Annotated in this window: 16 protein-coding genes and 1 riboswitch; of the genes, 14 read left to right on the top strand and 2 right to left on the bottom strand. The window is 61.4% G+C overall.

Annotated elements, in window-relative coordinates; genetic code table 11:
• Positions 1-97: 97 nt before the first annotated feature.
• Both GTP45_RS03990 and GTP45_RS03985 read left to right on the top strand, forming a co-directional pair.
• Positions 98-724: a helix-turn-helix transcriptional regulator gene (locus tag GTP45_RS03990; RefSeq protein WP_161012561.1), complete on the top strand. Its 627-nt coding sequence runs from the start codon at positions 98-100 to the stop codon at positions 722-724.
• Positions 725-742: 18 nt separating this feature from the next.
• Entirely contained in the window at positions 743-1708 is a 966-nt protein-coding gene (locus GTP45_RS03985) for a threo-3-hydroxy-L-aspartate ammonia-lyase (RefSeq protein WP_161012560.1), read from the top strand.
• A gap of 88 nt (positions 1709-1796) precedes the next feature.
• On the opposite strand, the gene GTP45_RS03980 is transcribed toward GTP45_RS03985, so the two are convergent.
• A complete protein-coding gene (locus GTP45_RS03980; RefSeq protein ID WP_161012559.1) occupies positions 1797-4592 on the bottom strand; it encodes a valine--tRNA ligase in 2796 nt (931 codons plus the stop codon).
• A gap of 102 nt (positions 4593-4694) precedes the next feature.
• Between GTP45_RS03980 and GTP45_RS03975 the strand changes: the two genes are divergently transcribed.
• From GTP45_RS03975 to GTP45_RS03965, 3 genes are read left to right on the top strand one after another with little or no spacing between them, the layout of a single operon-like run.
• Positions 4695-4916 (top strand): CopG family transcriptional regulator, encoded by a 222-nt coding sequence (locus GTP45_RS03975; protein ID WP_161012558.1) that lies wholly within the window; start codon positions 4695-4697, stop codon positions 4914-4916.
• Positions 4917-4919: 3 nt separating this feature from the next.
• Positions 4920-5195, top strand: coding sequence for a type II toxin-antitoxin system RelE/ParE family toxin (locus tag GTP45_RS03970; protein WP_161012557.1), 276 nt, complete (start codon positions 4920-4922; stop codon positions 5193-5195).
• 14 nt (positions 5196-5209) lie between these two features.
• On the top strand, positions 5210-6025 hold the full coding sequence (locus tag GTP45_RS03965) for a crotonase/enoyl-CoA hydratase family protein (RefSeq protein WP_161012556.1): 816 nt from the start codon (positions 5210-5212) through the stop codon (positions 6023-6025).
• Here GTP45_RS03965 and GTP45_RS03960 read toward each other — a convergent pair whose 3' ends face one another.
• Positions 6026-7360, bottom strand: coding sequence for a M20 metallopeptidase family protein (locus GTP45_RS03960; protein WP_161012555.1), 1335 nt, complete (start codon positions 7358-7360; stop codon positions 6026-6028).
• A gap of 96 nt (positions 7361-7456) precedes the next feature.
• Positions 7457-7559, top strand: a riboswitch (TPP riboswitch).
• Between the two features lie 81 nt (positions 7560-7640).
• Here GTP45_RS03960 and thiC point away from each other — a divergent pair.
• The 9 genes from thiC (at position 7641) to GTP45_RS03915 (ending at position 15599) form a co-directional block, all read left to right on the top strand.
• A complete protein-coding gene (gene thiC / locus GTP45_RS03955) occupies positions 7641-9524 on the top strand; it encodes a phosphomethylpyrimidine synthase ThiC (RefSeq protein ID WP_161012554.1) in 1884 nt (627 codons plus the stop codon).
• A 5-nt stretch (positions 9525-9529) separates the two neighbouring features.
• Positions 9530-9733 carry a sulfur carrier protein ThiS gene (gene thiS / locus GTP45_RS03950; RefSeq protein ID WP_161012553.1) on the top strand — a complete coding sequence of 68 codons (204 nt, stop codon included), beginning with the start codon at positions 9530-9532 and terminating at the stop codon, positions 9731-9733.
• A 121-nt stretch (positions 9734-9854) separates the two neighbouring features.
• Complete coding sequence (locus GTP45_RS03945; protein ID WP_161012552.1) at positions 9855-10646, top strand: thiazole synthase; 792 nt, start codon at positions 9855-9857, stop codon at positions 10644-10646.
• Positions 10643-11428 (top strand): bifunctional hydroxymethylpyrimidine kinase/phosphomethylpyrimidine kinase, encoded by a 786-nt coding sequence (gene thiD / locus GTP45_RS03940; RefSeq protein WP_161012551.1) that lies wholly within the window; start codon positions 10643-10645, stop codon positions 11426-11428. Before GTP45_RS03945 ends, thiD begins: the two co-directional genes overlap by 4 nt.
• 18 nt (positions 11429-11446) lie before the next feature.
• Positions 11447-12064: a thiamine phosphate synthase gene (thiE, locus tag GTP45_RS03935; RefSeq protein WP_161012550.1), complete on the top strand. Its 618-nt coding sequence runs from the start codon at positions 11447-11449 to the stop codon at positions 12062-12064.
• Between the two features lie 71 nt (positions 12065-12135).
• Positions 12136-12768, top strand: coding sequence for an ANTAR domain-containing response regulator (locus tag GTP45_RS03930; protein WP_161012549.1), 633 nt, complete (start codon positions 12136-12138; stop codon positions 12766-12768).
• Between the two features lie 201 nt (positions 12769-12969).
• Positions 12970-13422, top strand: a complete 453-nt coding sequence (locus GTP45_RS03925; RefSeq protein ID WP_161012548.1) for a response regulator — start codon at positions 12970-12972, stop codon at positions 13420-13422.
• A 99-nt stretch (positions 13423-13521) separates the two neighbouring features.
• A complete protein-coding gene (locus GTP45_RS03920; RefSeq protein WP_161012547.1) occupies positions 13522-14454 on the top strand; it encodes a Gfo/Idh/MocA family protein in 933 nt (310 codons plus the stop codon).
• 38 nt (positions 14455-14492) lie between these two features.
• Positions 14493-15599: an S-(hydroxymethyl)glutathione dehydrogenase/class III alcohol dehydrogenase gene (locus tag GTP45_RS03915; protein ID WP_161012546.1), complete on the top strand. Its 1107-nt coding sequence runs from the start codon at positions 14493-14495 to the stop codon at positions 15597-15599.
• The last annotated feature ends 51 nt before the right edge of the window (positions 15600-15650 follow it).

Genomic DNA, 15650 nt, shown 5'->3' with positions numbered 1-15650 from the left:
TTGTAGTTGTCTACCGATTATACGAACGTGTGGCGGCGTGAAATTAGAGGCTGACATCCAATTAAACAAAAAATCTAAAATAAGATAAAATGTTCGGATGAAGAAAACTGCCGAACATCAAAACCTGCTGGCGCAGATGCAGCACGTGGCGGACGGACTGGGCAAAACCCTCGCGCCGTTCTGCGAAGTGGTGCTGCACGACCTGACCGAGCCGGAGCACGCCATCCTGGCGATCCACAACAACCTGTCCGGGCGCAGCGTGGGCGCGCCTGCGACCGAGCTGGGTCTCGCGCGCGCGGCTGATCCGGCGTTTGAGCAGGTGATTGCCAACTATCCCAACACTTTCCCTGACGGCCGTCTGGCCAAGAGCACCTCGATCGGTATCAAAGACAGCCAAGGCCGGTACGTGGCCGCGCTGTGCCTGAACGTCGACCTGACCGTGTTCCGCAGTCTGAACACCATGCTGACGCAGTTCGGCAGCGTGGACACGGCAGCGGCTGTCAGCGAAACCATGGGGCCTTCAGGAGCCGACGCTATCCGATTGCGCATCGACCAGTTTGCGGCGCGTCTCGGCACCACGCCGCGCGCGCTGAAAGCCGACGAGCGCAAAGCCCTGATGCGCGAGCTGAAAGAATCGGGCCTCAGCGACGTGCGGCGGGCCATGGACATTGTCGCCGCCTATCTCAACGTATCCCGCGCCACCGTATACAACGACGCGCGTTAATCCACCCAGGAATCCATCATGAGCGAACTGAAACTCCCAACTTTTGCCGACGTGGTTGCAGCGTCGGAGCGCATTGCTGGCGTGGCGCACGCGACGCCGGTGCTGACCTCGCGCACCGTCAACGAGGCGCTGGGCGCCGAGGTGTACTTCAAGTGCGAGAACTTCCAGCGCATGGGGGCGTTCAAATTCCGCGGCAGCTACAACTCGCTGGCCAAGTTTACGCCGGCGCAGCGCAAGGCCGGCGTGGTGGCGTTCTCGTCGGGGAATCACGCGCAGGGGATTGCGTTGTCGGCCAAGCTGCTGGGCATTCCGGCCACCATCGTGATGCCGCATGATGCGCCGCCGGCCAAGATTGCCGCCACCAAGGGCTATGGTGCGCAGGTGGTGATTTACGACCGCTACAAGGAAGACCGCGAGCAAATCGGCCGCGACCTGGCGGCCAAGCATGGCTTGACCTTGATTCCGCCATACGATCATGCGGACGTGATTGCGGGGCAGGGGACGGCGGCCAAGGAACTGTTTGAAGAAGTGGGCTTGTTGGACGCGGTGTTTGCGCCGCTGGGCGGCGGTGGCCTGTTGAGCGGCACGGCATTGGCGACGCGTGCCTTGTCGCCTGCGGCCAAGCTGTACGGCGTGGAGCCGGAGGCGGGCAACGATGGCCAGCAGTCGTTCCGCAGCGGCAGCATCGTGCACATTGAAACCCCGAAGACCATTGCGGATGGCGCGCAGACGCAGCACCTGGGCAAGCTGACCTTCCCGATTATTCAGCGCGATGTGGATGATATTTTGACGGCCAGCGATGAACAGCTGCGTGCCGAGATGCGCTTCTTTGCGGAGCGCATGAAGATGGTGGTGGAGCCGACGGGGTGTTTGGGCTTGGCGGCTGCGCGCGCGATGAAAACCCAACTGCAAGGAAAACGTGTAGGCATCATCATCAGCGGGGGCAATGTAGACATCGCCCGTTACGCCGAACTACTGGCCTGAGACCCACAACCTAAGTGATACGCATGCCGTACCACTTAGGGGTCTGACCCCGTACGGGGTCAGACCCCGCATGGCAGTGCGGGTCTGATTAGGCTGCCGGCAGTTTGGCAATCTGCTCTTGCATCTTGGCCAGCGTAGCCGAGAAGTTGGCCACGCGTTCTTTCTCCTGCGCCACCACTTCCGCTGGCGCGCGCGCCACAAAGCTTTCGTTCGACAGCTTGCCGTTGGCCTTGTTGATCTCGCCTTCCAGACGGGTGATCTCCTTGGTCAGACGCTCGCGCTCGGCCTTCACGTCGATTTCCACTTTCAGCATCAGCTTGGTCGTGCCAACGATGGCCACGGCGGCTGGAGAATCCGGCAGCGCGTCCACAATCTGCACTTCCGCCAGCTTGGCCAGCGACTGCACGTACGGTGCAAAGCCTTCCATCGCAGCTTTGTCAGCAGCATTGCCCGGCTCGACGATCAGCGGCACGCGCAGCGACGGCGCCAGCTGCATCTCACCGCGCAGGTTACGGGTCGCATCGGTCAGCGCCTTCAGCTGCTGCATCCAAGCCTCAGCCGATTCATCGATGTTGGCCGTGTTAGCGATCGGGTACGGCTGCAGCATGATCGAATCGCCAGTCTTGCCGGCCAGCGGCGCAACAGCTTGCCACAACGCTTCGGTCACAAACGGAATCACCGGGTGCGCCAGGCGCAGCACCACTTCCAGCACGCGCAGCAGCGTGTGACGGGTGGCGCGCTGCTGGCCTTCGGTGCCGCTCTGTACCTGCACCTTGGCGACTTCCAGATACCAGTCGCAGTACTCGTCCCACACGAACTTGTAGATGGCCGAGGCGATGTTATCGAAGCGGTAGTCTTCGAAGCCCTTGGCCACGTCCAGCTCAGCCTTTTGCAGCAGCGAGATGATCCACTTGTCGGCGTTCGACAGGTCGGCTTCGGAAGCCGAGCAATCCTTGCCTTCGGTATTCATCATCACGAAGCGGGTCGCATTCCACAGCTTGTTGCAGAAGTTGCGGTAGCCTTCAGCGCGGCCCAGATCGAAGTTGATGTTGCGGCCCAGCGAGGCGTACGACGCCATGGTGAAGCGCACCGCGTCGGTACCGTAGGCAGCGATACCTTCCGGGAATTCCTTGCGGGTAGCCTTGGCGATTTTTTCAGCGGCTTTCGGATTCATCAGACCGGTGGTGCGTTTTTCCACCAGCGCTTCCACGCCGATGCCGTCGATCAGGTCGATCGGATCCAGCGTATTGCCCTTGGACTTGGACATCTTCTGGCCTTGCGAGTCGCGCACCAGACCGTGCACGTACACGGTTTCGAACGGCACTTTGCCGGTGAAGTGCGCGGTCATCATGACCATGCGCGCCACCCAGAAGAAGATGATGTCAAAGCCGGTCACCAGCACCGACGATGGCAGGAAGGCCTTGATATCAGGCGTCTCTTCCGGCCAGCCCAGGGTCGAGAACGGCACCAGCGCGGACGAGAACCAGGTGTCCAGCACGTCGTTGTCGCGGCGCAGCGGCGCGGTGATGCCTTTGGCCGCAGCTTGCGCCTTGGCTTCTTCTTCGGTCTTGGCGACGAAGATGTTGCCGGCGTCGTCGTACCATGCCGGGATCTGGTGGCCCCACCACAGTTGGCGCGAGATGCACCAGTCCTGGATGTTGTTCAGCCACTGGTTGTAGGTGGTGGTCCAGTTCTCTGGCACGAATTTGATTTCGCCCGACGATACTTTTTCCAGCGCCACTTCGGCAATCGATTTGCCCGGATTGAAAGTGCCTTCCGGTGCAGGTTTGCTCATGGCGACGAACCACTGGTCGGTCAGCATCGGCTCGATGACCACGCCGGTACGGTCGCCGCGCGGCACCATCAGCTTGTGCTTTTTAACTTCTTCCAGCAGGCCTTGCGCTTCCAGATCAGCGACGATTTTCTTGCGCGCTTCAAAGCGGTCGAGGCCACGGTAGGCTTCCGGTGCGTCGTCAACGATCTTGGCTTCCAGCGTCAGGATCGACGGCATGGCCAGCTTGTGGCGCTGGCCGACAGCGTAGTCGTTGAAGTCGTGCGCAGGGGTGATCTTCACGCAGCCGGTGCCGAAGGCTTTGTCGACGTATTCGTCGGCGATGATCGGGATTTCGCGGCCGACCAGCGGCAGGGTCAGCATCTTGCCGACCAGCGGCTGGTAGCGCTCGTCGGTTGGATCCACGGCCACGGCGACGTCGCCCAGCATGGTTTCAGGACGGGTGGTGGCGACGGTCAGGTGGCCGCTGCCATCGGCCAGCGGGTACTTGATGTACCACATCGAGCCGTCTTCTTCTTCCGACACCACTTCCAGGTCGGACACGGCGGTGCCCAGCACCGGATCCCAGTTGACCAGGCGCTTGCCGCGGTAGATCAGACCTTGCTCGTGCAGGCGCACGAACACCTCGGTGACGACCTTGGAGCGCTCGGCGTCCATGGTGAAGTATTCGCGCTTCCAGTCCGGCGAGGCGCCCAAGCGGCGCATCTGGCCGGTGATGGTGGAGCCGGATTTCTCTTTCCACTCCCAGACTTTTTCGATGAATTTTTCGCGGCCGAGGTCATGGCGCGAGACTTTCTGCGCGTCGAGCTGGCGTTCCACCACGATCTGGGTGGCGATACCGGCGTGGTCGGTGCCCGGAATCCAGGCCGTGTTATGGCCGAGCATGCGGTGGTAGCGGGTCAGGCCATCCATGATGGTCTGGTTGAAAGCATGGCCCATGTGCAGGGTGCCGGTGACGTTCGGCGGCGGCAGCTGGATGCTGAAAGAAGGTTTGCCGGCGTCGAGGGTGGCGGTGTAGTAACCGCGCGACTCCCACTCGCTGCGCCAGAATTGTTCAATGTCGGCAGGCTCGAAAGACTTGGCTAATTCCATGATATGGCAGATTTAATTTGCGAAAACAGCCATTATAGATGACGCAGCCCCTGCTGCGCATTATTGTGGCAGCTACAATGGGCTAACCCGTAGGAGGATTCCATGGCCCTGACCCTAGCCGAAATAGAGGAAAGTATCAAATCATTAAGCTTGACGGATAAGCAGCGCATCCTCGATGCTTTGAGCCGAGAGCTGGCAGAAGCTCGCCACGCGATGACGCTGGAGGCACTGGAAGATGTCGACGCTGGACGTTTTGTCGATCAGCAGGATGTGAAGAGATGGGCAGATAGTCTGGGCACTAGCAAGCCGCTGCCACGGCCATGAGTCATGGACATCCAGTGGACTAACAAGGCGCTGTCCGATCTTGATCGACTGCATGAGTTTCTTGCGCTGATCGATCAGGATGCCGCCGCGAGGGCCCTTCGTGCCTTGGTGTCTGCTCCTGATGTATTGCTGGCAAACCCTCGTATCGGGGAGTTGCTGCCTGAGTTCTCACCAAGAGAGGTGCGCCGGATTCTGGTGCGCCAATATGAAATCCGCTATGAAATAAAAAATACGGCGATCTACATTTTGCGTGTATGGCACACAAGAGAGCATCGCTAAAAGGAGACATAGGTATGCCAAGCTTTGAAACGGTGACGTTGAGCATTGAGGGCGGGATTGCGACGGTGCGCTTGAATCGGCCGGAGAAGTTGAATGCGATGAATTTGGCGATGTGGAACGATATTCGTTCGGCGTTCCGCTATGTCGATGAGACGCCCGAGATTCGTGTCGCGATTCTCGAAGGCGAGGGCAAGGCCTTCACCGCTGGCATCGATCTGCAGATGATGATGGGCGTCGGCGCGCAGGTGCGCGATGACTGCGATGGCCGTACGCGCGAAAACTTGCGTCGCGTGATACTGGATTTGCAGGATACGCTGACTAGTCTTGAACGCTGCCGCAAGCCGGTGCTGGCTGCCGTGCATGGCGCTTGCGTGGGCGGCGGCATCGATTTGATCAGCTGCGCCGATATGCGCTACTGCTCGTCCGACGCCTGGTTCACCATCAAGGAAATCGATATCGGCATGGTGGCCGACGTGGGCACCCTGCAACGCCTGCCGCGCCTGATCGGCGAAGGCATGGCGCGCGAGCTGGCCTACACCGCCCGCAAGTTCGATGGCGCGGAAGCCAAGGAGATGCGCTTCGTGAACCGCGTGTTCGAGTCGCCGGAGGCACTGCGCGAGGGCGTACGCGCAATCGCCGCCGACATCGCCGCCAAGTCGCCGCTGTCGGTACGTGGCGTGAAGGAGATGATCAGCTACGCGCGCGACCACTCGGTGGCCGATGGCCTCAATTACGTCGCCACCTGGAACGCCGCCATGCTGATGTCGGCCGACCTGCAAGCGGCCATGATGGCCGCTATGAGCAAATCCACGCCGGCCTTCAAGGACTGATTACTGCAGCAGGGCCGTGGCCACCGAGGTCATGGCCTTCACGCCGGTGCGCAGGCTAGGCTCCGGTTCCGGCTTGAAGCGGCTGGTGTGGGCGCCGGGGACGGACTTGCCGGCCGCCTTGGCTGCCGCCAGGTCGGCCGGATCGGACACGCCCAGGCCGAACATCACGGTCGGGATCTGACGGCCGGGGAGGCCGAACAGGCCGAAGTCTTCGCTGTTCATTACCGCGTCGTCTTCAAAGACGTTGGCGGCGCCCAGCGCGCTGGTCAGCGCCTTCGTCACTTTCGCATTCAGCGCCGGGTTGTTGTGCATGGACGGCAGCGTTTCTTTCTCCACCACCGTTACGATGGGCATGCGGTCTTCCGACACGCCGGCCGAAATCGCCACGCCGCGCGCGATGCGTTTCACGCCGTCGATGATGATCTGGTTCGCCTTGTCGCTGAAGGAGCGCGTGGTCAGTTCCAGTTTCACTTCATATGGAATGATGTTGCGCTTGGTGCCGCCGTGGATGGAGCCGATGGTGACCACGGCCGGATCGCGCGGATCCTGCTCGCGGCTGACGATGGTTTGCAGCTGGACGATGAACTGGCCAGCCATCACCACCGGATCTTTAGCGTTCTGCGGTTCGGCGCCATGGCCGCCGATGCCGCGCATGACGACGTCAATCGAGGTCACGCCGGCGGTGGTCGGGCCGCTGGTGACGGCCACCTGGCCGGCGGCACGGAACGGCGTGTCGTGCAAGGCGATGGCGAAGTCCGGCTTGCCGAAGCGCTCGTAGAAGTTATCCGCCAATAGAGCCTTGGCGCCGTCGGCAGTTTCCTCGGCCGGCTGGCCGACCAGTACCAGCGTGCCTTTCCACTGCTTGCGGGTAGCCGCCATCATGCGCGCGGTGCCGATCAACGTGGTGGTGTGGATGTCGTGACCGCAGGCGTGCATCACGCCGATGTCCTGGCCGGCGGCGTTCTTGGTGCGCACCTGGCTGGCGTAGGGCACGCCGGTTTCTTCGATGATCGGCAGGGCGTCCATGTCGCCGCGAATCAGCAGGCGTGGGCCGGGGCCGTTTTCAAGGATGCCGACTACGCCGTAAGCCTGCGTGCCATCGGGGAATTTGCCAACGCGTTCAGTGACCTTGAAGCCGGCTTTGCGGAACTCTTCCGCCACCATCGCCGAAGTCTTCACCTCCTGGCGCGACAGTTCCGGGAACTGGTGGATTTGCTTGTAGATGCCGACCAGCGATGGCAGATTTTCTTCCAGCGGCTTATCGAGATAGCTGGCAGCAAAGGCGGAGGAGACGGACAAACACAACACGGTCAAAGCACAAGCAAATTTCTTCATGGCGTTCCTTATGTAAGCGGTTCGCCAGCAAGGATAGCAGAAGATCGTTGTCGGATCGGGAAAGACGGGCGTATAATCGGCGCGCTGCCGCAAGGTGGCACACGCTAGGGGTCCTGCGGCGCGCGAGCGCAGCGGGTGAGAAATACCCTCCGAACCTGATCTGGATAATGCCAGCGAAGGGAAGCTTAGGATAACGCCGCGCCGCCGTTCCATCGTTGCACCTGCGCGCGCCGTCGTCCAACCTCCTTTGCTGGCTCCTGTAGCCCAACAAAGGAGCCAAATGAACGCCAACCCGAAATTCATGTCCGCCACCGCCACGGTGGACGAGGCAGCAATCAAGCCACTACCCAATTCCCGCAAGGTCTACGTGCAAGGCAGCCGCGCCGATATCCGCGTGCCGATGCGCGAAATCTCGCAGGCCGATACGCCCGCATCGTTCGGCTTTGAAGCCAACCCGCCGATTTACGTCTACGATACTTCCGGCCCGTACACCGACCCGGACGCGCATATCGATATCCGCTCCGGCCTGACCGAAACGCCACGCCTGCCGTGGATACTGGAGCGCGACGATACCGAGGAGTTGGATGGCCCCACCTCGGTCTACGGCAAGGCGCGGCTTGCTGATCCAGCGCTGGAAGAACTGCGCTTTAACCTGCACCGCAAGCCGCGCCGCGCACGCGATGGCAAGAACGTCACGCAGATGCATTACGCCCGTCAGGGCATCGTCACGCCGGAGATGGAGTACGTCGCCATCCGCGAAAACCTGCGCCGCAAGGAGTACATCGAGAGCTTGAAAGCCTCCGGCTCGACCGGCCAGCGCCTCGCTGATTTGATGGGCCGCCAGCATCCGGGCCAAGCTTACGGCGCTGCGATTCCTGCCGAGATCACGCCGGAATTCGTGCGCGATGAAATCGCCCGTGGCCGCGCCATCATCCCGGCCAATATCAATCACCCGGAAGTGGAACCGATGATTATCGGCCGTAATTTCCTGGTCAAGATCAACGCCAATATCGGCAACTCGGCGGTGACCTCGTCTATCGGTGAAGAAGTCGAGAAGATGACGTGGTCGATTCGCTGGGGCGGCGACACGGTGATGGATCTCTCCACCGGCAAGCACATACACGAAACGCGCGAGTGGATTATCCGTAATTCGCCCGTACCTATCGGCACGGTGCCGATCTACCAGGCGCTGGAGAAGGTCAACGGCAAGGCCGAGGATCTGACCTGGGAGATCTACCGCGACACGCTGATTGAACAGGCGGAGCAAGGCGTCGATTACTTCACCATTCACGCTGGCGTATTGCTGCGCTATGTGCCGCTGACGGCCAAGCGCATGACGGGCATCGTATCGCGCGGCGGATCGATTCTCGCCAAGTGGTGCCTCGCGCATCACAAGGAGAACTTCCTGTACACGCACTTCGAAGAGATTTGCGAAATCATGAAGAAGTATGACGTGTCGTTTTCGCTGGGCGACGGCTTGCGTCCGGGTTCGATTTATGACGCTAACGATGAAGCGCAGCTGGGGGAGTTGAAGACGCTGGGCGAACTGACGCAAATCGCGTGGAAGCACGATGTGCAGGTGATGATTGAAGGCCCGGGCCACGTGCCGATGCAGCTCATTAAAGAGAATATGGATCTGCAATTGGAGCAGTGCCATGAGGCGCCGTTCTACACGCTGGGGCCTTTGACCACGGACATCGCGCCGGGCTATGACCACATCACCTCCGGCATCGGTGCCGCGCAAATCGGCTGGTATGGCACGGCGATGCTGTGCTACGTGACGCCGAAGGAGCATCTTGGTTTGCCGGATAAGAATGACGTTAAGGATGGCATTATCACTTACAAGATCGCGGCGCATGCGGCGGATTTGGCGAAGGGCCATCCCGGTGCGCAGATTCGCGATAACGCTTTGTCCAAGGCGCGCTTTGAATTCCGCTGGGAGGATCAGTTCAACATCGGTCTCGATCCTGATAAGGCGCGTGAATTCCACGATGAGACGTTGCCGAAGGATTCCGCCAAGGTCGCGCATTTCTGCTCGATGTGCGGCCCGCATTTCTGTTCGATGAAGATCACGCAGGAGGTGCGCCAGTATGCGGAAGAGGGCATGCAGGTGAAGGCGGTGGAGTTCATCAAGAACGGCGCTGAGTTGTACAGCAAGGCGTAACGATCATGATTGAGATTGAATTGAACGGGGCGCCGCGCATGGTGCCGCCGCAGCAGACTTTGAATCAGCTGGTAGATGCGCTGGAGCTCACTGGACAGGCGCTGGCGCTGGCGGTCAATCGCAATGTGGTGCCGCGGCAGATGTGGCCTGAACGTGTCCTGCAAGCGCAGGACAAGGTGGATATTGTGCGCGCCATCGGCGGCGGCTGATTTTTTCTTTAACCCGCACGGCCAGGTGGGGTCAGACCCCGTACGGGGTCTGACCCCTAAGTGGTAACGCTGATGTCGAGGCAAAAGCGTGTGGGGTAGATTTGTGGAGGATAGCTATTTTATGAACGCTTTAACCCAAGATTCGTTGATTATCGCAGGCAAGGAATACAAGTCACGCTTGCTGGTGGGGAGTGGGAAGTATAAGGACTTGCAGCAGACGCGCGAGGCGACCGATGCTGCGGAAGCTGAAATCATCACGGTGGCGATTCGCCGCGTGAATATCGGACAGGATCCGAAGGCGCCGTCGCTGCTGGACGTTCTGCCGCCTTCGCATTACACGATTTTGCCAAATACCGCCGGCTGCTATAACGCCAGGGATGCGATCTACACGTTGCAAATGGCGCGTGAGCTGCTCAACGGCCATAAGCTGGTGAAGCTGGAAGTACTCGGTGACGAGAAGACGTTGTTCCCCAATATGCCGGAGACCCTGGTTGCGGCCGAAGCGCTGGTCAAGGATGGTTTCGACGTGATGGTGTATTGCAGCGATGATCCGATCCAGGCGCGCATGCTGGAGGATATCGGCTGCGTGGCGGTGATGCCGCTGGCTTCCTTGATCGGCTCGGGCATGGGGATTCTCAATCCTTGGAATCTGTCGCTGATTATCGAGCAGGCCAATGTGCCGGTGCTGGTGGATGCCGGCGTCGGCACGGCTTCGGATGCGGCGATTGCGATGGAGCTGGGTTGTGATGGCGTGTTGATGAACACCGCCATCGCCGGTGCACAGAATCCGGTGCGCATGGCGCGGGCCATGAAGCTGGGCGTGCAGGCTGGCCGCGAGGCGTATCTCGCCGGCCGAATCGCGCGCAAGTTCGCCGCATCGCCGTCGTCGCCGATGGCGGACCGCTTGGCATGAGGCCATGCGTACTGGTGTTCGCCGGCCTCGATCCGTCCGGCGGGGCGGGGCTGTCGGCGGACTTGCAGGCGGTGGCGGGGCAGGGGGCGCATGCGCTCACTGTGTGCACTGCGCTGACGGTGCAGGACAATGACCGTGTCTACGGCGTGCAGCCGGTGGATGCGGGCATGGTGCTGCGCCAGGCGCAGGCTTTATCGCGCAAGATGTCTATCAGTGCGGTGAAGATTGGCATCACCGGCAGCGCCGCCAATGCGCTGGCGATTGCGGAGGTGATCATGCGCTTGCGTGAACGCCAGCCGGAGTTGCCGGTCGTGCTGGATCCGGTGCTGGCCAGCGGTCATGGCGACCTGCTGTCGCGCGATGATGCGGCGCAGGCGTTGGCGCCGCTGCTGCCGCTGGCGACGGTCATCACGCCTAACGGGCCGGAGGCGCAAGCGCTCAGCGACGCCACGCAACCGGACGCGCAAGCACGGGTTCTGCGCGCGCGCGGCTGCCGTCACGTCCTTATCACCGGCGGCCATGGCGAAGGCGACGAAGTCTTCAACCGCTGGTACGGCCCCGGCGCAGCGGGCGGCGAGGGCGGGCTTCGGCGCGAGTGGCGGTGGACGCGGTTGGCGGGCGAGTTTCATGGCAGCGGGTGCACGCTCGCTGCCGCCATCGCCGGCCAGCTTGCGCTGGGCATGCCGACCGCTGTCGCGCTGGAGAACGCCCAGCATTACACCTTTCACGCGCTGCGCGACGCTTACGCCATCGCCGCCGGCCAGCGCATTCCGCTGCGTTAATCGAAAAGAGAGCACATCATGCAAGGACTCTATCTCGTCACTCCCAACTGGGATGACACCAGTCGCCTGCTGCAACTGACCGAGCAGGCCTTGCAAGCCGCGCCGATCGCGCTGCTGCAATACCGCCATAAGGAAGCCGGCCCGGTGCTGCGCCGTGAACAAGCCGCGGCGCTGCTGGCATTAAGCCGCCGCTACCGCGTGCCTTTCATCATCAATGACCACGTCGACTTATGCGCCGAACTCGATGCCGACGGCGTCCACCTCGGCGGCACCGATGCCGAAGTGGCCCACGTTCGCATGAAACTGGGTCAACGAAAAATCATCGGCGCCTCCTGCTATGGCGACCTGCCGCGCGCGCTCGCCGCGCAAGACGCAGGCGCCAGCTACGTCGCTTTCGGCGGTTTTTACCCGTCGCGCGTGAAGCAGTATGCGGTCACTACCCAGCCCACCATCCTCGACCACGCGCGCGAAGTGATCCGCGTACCCACCGTGGTGATCGGCGGCATGACGCCGGAAAACGCCGCCCCGCTGGTCGCGCGCGGCGCCCACATGGTGGCCGCCATCAGCAGCGTGTATCAAGCTGAAAGTGTCGGGCAGGCTGTAGGCCAATTTCAATCGCTTTTCACCCAGCAATAAAAACGCTTGAAGTGTGGGGGGGATTCGGTTTTATAATTGGGGCGTTAGTATTAGCCCAAGGTTCCCGCCCCATGACCGCATCTACTCCTGCCCCGAAGCGCCTGATCCTCATCGTCGACGACGATCCCCTGCTGCTGGACTTCCTTGGTGAAGTACTGGGCCATGCCGGCTACGAAGTGTCCAAAGCATCGTCGGCGGAACAAGCCCTGCAAGCCATCGCCCAGCGCGAACCCGACATGGCTCTGCTCGACATCCACATGCCCGGCATGAACGGCCTGGAACTGGCCAAGCAACTGCACGCCACCAGCTCGGTGCCGTTCATGTTCCTGTCCGGCCGCGGTGACGCCGACGCTGGCAAGCAAGCCGCTTCGTACGGCGCGGTCGGCTTCCTGGTCAAACCGGTCGATGAAAAACACCTGATGCCCGCGTTCACCGCCGGCCTCGCGCGCGCCGACGAAATCCGCCAGCTGCGCCGCACCGAGCTGAACCTGAACGCCGCGCTGGCTGCCGGCCGCGAAACCAGCCTCGCCGTCGGCCTGTTGATGTGCAAGTTCCAAACCGACCGCAACACTGCCTTCGAAGTGCTGCGCGATCACGCCCGCTCGAACCGCCGCAAGGTCAACGAGGTGGCGGATCAGCTGTTGGCGGCCGAAGAGACCCTCAATAGCTTGCATGCTGCATTCAACAACCGTCTGAAAAAGTAAACGGCGCGGGCAATTTTTCTTGCCCTGCGACATTTTTGTTATACACTATCGCCTGAGCGGCGGATAACGCTATCCGCCCGCCTCAAGTGCGACAGGGCCACAAACTGCTCCTGCCGCCCACTGGCCGCCTGTACCCTGCGCCACTCACGTCCTTTCGGCCCAACTCCGCCGAGCTTGTTCAGCTTTCCAGCGGAGACCGTCATGACCAATGATTTCCCTACCAGTACCTATCGTCCTTTTACCGAAGACAGCGGTGGCGCCATCGGCTTTTCCATTTTTGCCGAGGCGCCGCGCGTGCTGCATGTTGACAGCGACCACGACGCCGCACTGGTGCTGGCTGCGCTGCTGGTGCCTGAAACCCAGGTAACCCATGTGCCTACCTTGGCCGCCGCGCAGGAGATGCTGCAAAAAGGGAAGTTCGCGCTGGTGGTGCTCGATCCCGATCTGCCGGATGGCGACGGTGTCGACCTGCTGTACGACCTGCGCCGCCAGCAAGCCGAGGCGCGCGTGCTGATGTATTCGGCCCGTCATCCCGAGCAGCATCATGCCGGTAACGCCTTCCTGCCCAAGCCGTGGACTTCGCCACGCCAGCTGTGGCGCACGGTGTCGGATTTGCTGGGCATCGGCCCTGCGATGCCGGTTGAACCCCAATAATCGCAATATTGATAATAAATACTCGGTGACGTCCGTCCGCGCTTGTTGCGCGGCTGCTTGAGGTGATAGGCTCCCGCATCAACTCAATCAGGACTCAAGATGACGTCACCAATCAAACTCGCCATCGTCGGTGTGGGCAAGATCGTCTACGATCAGCACGTGCCGGCGATTGCCGCCAATGCCGGCAACTTCACGCTGGTCGCCACGGCCAGCCGCAACAACACCATCGACAATATTCCGAGCTTCCCGACCATCGAGGCAATGCTGGAAGCGCGCCCGGATATCGAGGCGGTGTCGCTGTGCATGCCGCCGCAGTACCGTTACGCCGCCGCCTACAAGGCGCTGGCCGCCGGCAAGCACGTGTTTCTGGAAAAACCGCCGGGCGCGACCTTGTCGGAAGTGGCTGATCTGGAAGCCTTCGCCGCCAAGCAGGGCGTGAGCCTGTTCGCCAGCTGGCACTCGCGCTATGCGCCGGGCGTGCAGCCGGCCAAGGCGCACCTGGCGGCCAACAAGCCAACCGCCATGCACGTGATCTGGAAAGAAGACGTGCGCCAATGGCACCCGAACCAGGACTGGATCTGGCAGGCGGGCGGTCTGGGCGTGTTCGATCCGGGCATCAATGCGCTGTCGATCGTGACCGAGATTTTGCCGTCGGCCGTGTTCCTGACCAAAGCTGCGCTGGAGTTCCCGGAGAACCGCGATGCGCCGATTGCCGCCGACCTGCATTTCCAGGACGCGGCAGGTATCAAGGTGCATGCGGAGTTCGACTGGCGCCAGACCGGCCCGCAAAGCTGGGACATCATCGTCACCACGGCCGACGGCGAAGTGCGCCTGGCCAATGGCGGCGCGCGTCTATGGATCAATGGCGCCGAGCAGGCGCTGGAGAAAGAGGCCGAGTATCCATCGCTGTACCAGCGCTTTGCCGACATCATCCGCGCCGGCAAGTCGGATGTGGACGTGGCGCCGCTGCGTCACGTGGCCGATGCGTTCATGCTCGGCCAGCGCAAAGTGGTTGAGGCTTTCCACGACTGATTTTGCTATCATGACGTTCCCACGCGAAAGGAACATTCATGAAAACCAAAGCAGCCGTTGCATGGCAAGCGGGCAAACCCCTGACGATTGAAGAAGTCGAACTGGGCGGCCCGCGCGAAGGCGAAGTGCTGGTGGAAATCAAGGCCACCGGCATTTGCCACACCGATTACTACACCCTGTCCGGCGCTGACCCGGAAGGTATCTTCCCAGCGATTCTCGGCCACGAAGGCGCGGGCGTGGTAGTGGACGTTGGCCACGGCGTGAAATCGCTGAAAAAAGACGACCACGTCATTCCGCTGTACACGCCGGAATGCCGCCAGTGCAAATTCTGCCTGTCGCAGAAAACCAATCTGTGCCAATCGATCCGCTCGACCCAGGGCCGCGGCCTGATGCCGGATGCGACCAGCCGCTTCTCCATCGACGGCAAGCCTATCTATCACTACATGGGCACGTCGACCTTCTCCAACTACATCGTGGTGCCGGAAATCGCGCTGGCGAAAATCCGCAGCGATGCGCCGTTCGATAAAGTTTGCTACATCGGTTGCGGCGTGACCACCGGCGTGGGCGCAGTACTGTTCACCGCCAAAGTGGAAGCGGGCGCAAACGTGGTGGTGTTCGGCCTGGGCGGTATCGGCCTGAACGTGATCCAGGCGGCCAAGATGGTGGGCGCGGACAAGATCATCGGCGTTGATATCAACCCGGCGCGCGAAGCGATGGCGCGCAAGTTCGGCATGACCCACTTCGTGAATCCAAATGAAGTGGAGAACGTGGTCGACCACATCATCCAGCTGACCGACGGCGGCGCCGACTACAGCTTCGAGTGCGTCGGCAACACCACCCTGATGCGCCAGGCGCTGGAGTGCTGCCACAAAGGCTGGGGCAAGTCGATCATCATCGGCGTGGCAGCTGCTGGCCAGGAAATCTCCACCCGTCCGTTCCAGCTGGTGACCGGCCGCGAGTGGAAGGGCTCCGCTTTCGGCGGCGCGCGCGGCCGTACCGACGTACCGAAGATCGTTGACTGGTACATGGAAGGCAAGCTGAATATCGATGACCTGATCACCCACCGCCTGAAACTGGAAGACATTAATCAGGGCTTCGACCTGATGAAGAGCGGCGAGTCGATCCGCTCGGTTGTGCTGTACTAAAAGCCAGATCGCCGCGCCTGCCTGGCGCGGCGATCTGGCCTATAATGCGCG

The sequence above is a fragment of the Duganella rivi genome (assembly GCF_009857435.1).
GTDB classification, from domain to species: Bacteria; Pseudomonadota; Gammaproteobacteria; order Burkholderiales; family Burkholderiaceae_D; genus Rugamonas; species Rugamonas rivi.
This window is presented reverse-complemented; position numbering and strand designations above follow the sequence as displayed.

Coding starts and splice junctions, on each gene's coding strand:
- thiC (WP_161012554.1), top strand. CDS start 7,641: ATGAACGCCAACCCGAAATTCATGTCCGCCACCGCCACGGTGGACGAG.
- GTP45_RS03925 (WP_161012548.1), top strand. CDS start 12,970: ATGACCAATGATTTCCCTACCAGTACCTATCGTCCTTTTACCGAAGAC.
- GTP45_RS03915 (WP_161012546.1), top strand. CDS start 14,493: ATGAAAACCAAAGCAGCCGTTGCATGGCAAGCGGGCAAACCCCTGACG.
- thiE (WP_161012550.1), top strand. CDS start 11,447: ATGCAAGGACTCTATCTCGTCACTCCCAACTGGGATGACACCAGTCGC.
- GTP45_RS03920 (WP_161012547.1), top strand. CDS start 13,522: ATGACGTCACCAATCAAACTCGCCATCGTCGGTGTGGGCAAGATCGTC.
- GTP45_RS03980 (WP_161012559.1), bottom strand. CDS start 4,592: ATGGAATTAGCCAAGTCTTTCGAGCCTGCCGACATTGAACAATTCTGG.
- GTP45_RS03930 (WP_161012549.1), top strand. CDS start 12,136: ATGACCGCATCTACTCCTGCCCCGAAGCGCCTGATCCTCATCGTCGAC.
- GTP45_RS03945 (WP_161012552.1), top strand. CDS start 9,855: ATGAACGCTTTAACCCAAGATTCGTTGATTATCGCAGGCAAGGAATAC.
- GTP45_RS03990 (WP_161012561.1), top strand. CDS start 98: ATGAAGAAAACTGCCGAACATCAAAACCTGCTGGCGCAGATGCAGCAC.
- GTP45_RS03985 (WP_161012560.1), top strand. CDS start 743: ATGAGCGAACTGAAACTCCCAACTTTTGCCGACGTGGTTGCAGCGTCG.
- GTP45_RS03975 (WP_161012558.1), top strand. CDS start 4,695: ATGGCCCTGACCCTAGCCGAAATAGAGGAAAGTATCAAATCATTAAGC.
- GTP45_RS03965 (WP_161012556.1), top strand. CDS start 5,210: ATGCCAAGCTTTGAAACGGTGACGTTGAGCATTGAGGGCGGGATTGCG.
- GTP45_RS03960 (WP_161012555.1), bottom strand. CDS start 7,360: ATGAAGAAATTTGCTTGTGCTTTGACCGTGTTGTGTTTGTCCGTCTCC.
- thiD (WP_161012551.1), top strand. CDS start 10,643: ATGAGGCCATGCGTACTGGTGTTCGCCGGCCTCGATCCGTCCGGCGGG.
- thiS (WP_161012553.1), top strand. CDS start 9,530: ATGATTGAGATTGAATTGAACGGGGCGCCGCGCATGGTGCCGCCGCAG.
- GTP45_RS03970 (WP_161012557.1), top strand. CDS start 4,920: ATGGACATCCAGTGGACTAACAAGGCGCTGTCCGATCTTGATCGACTG.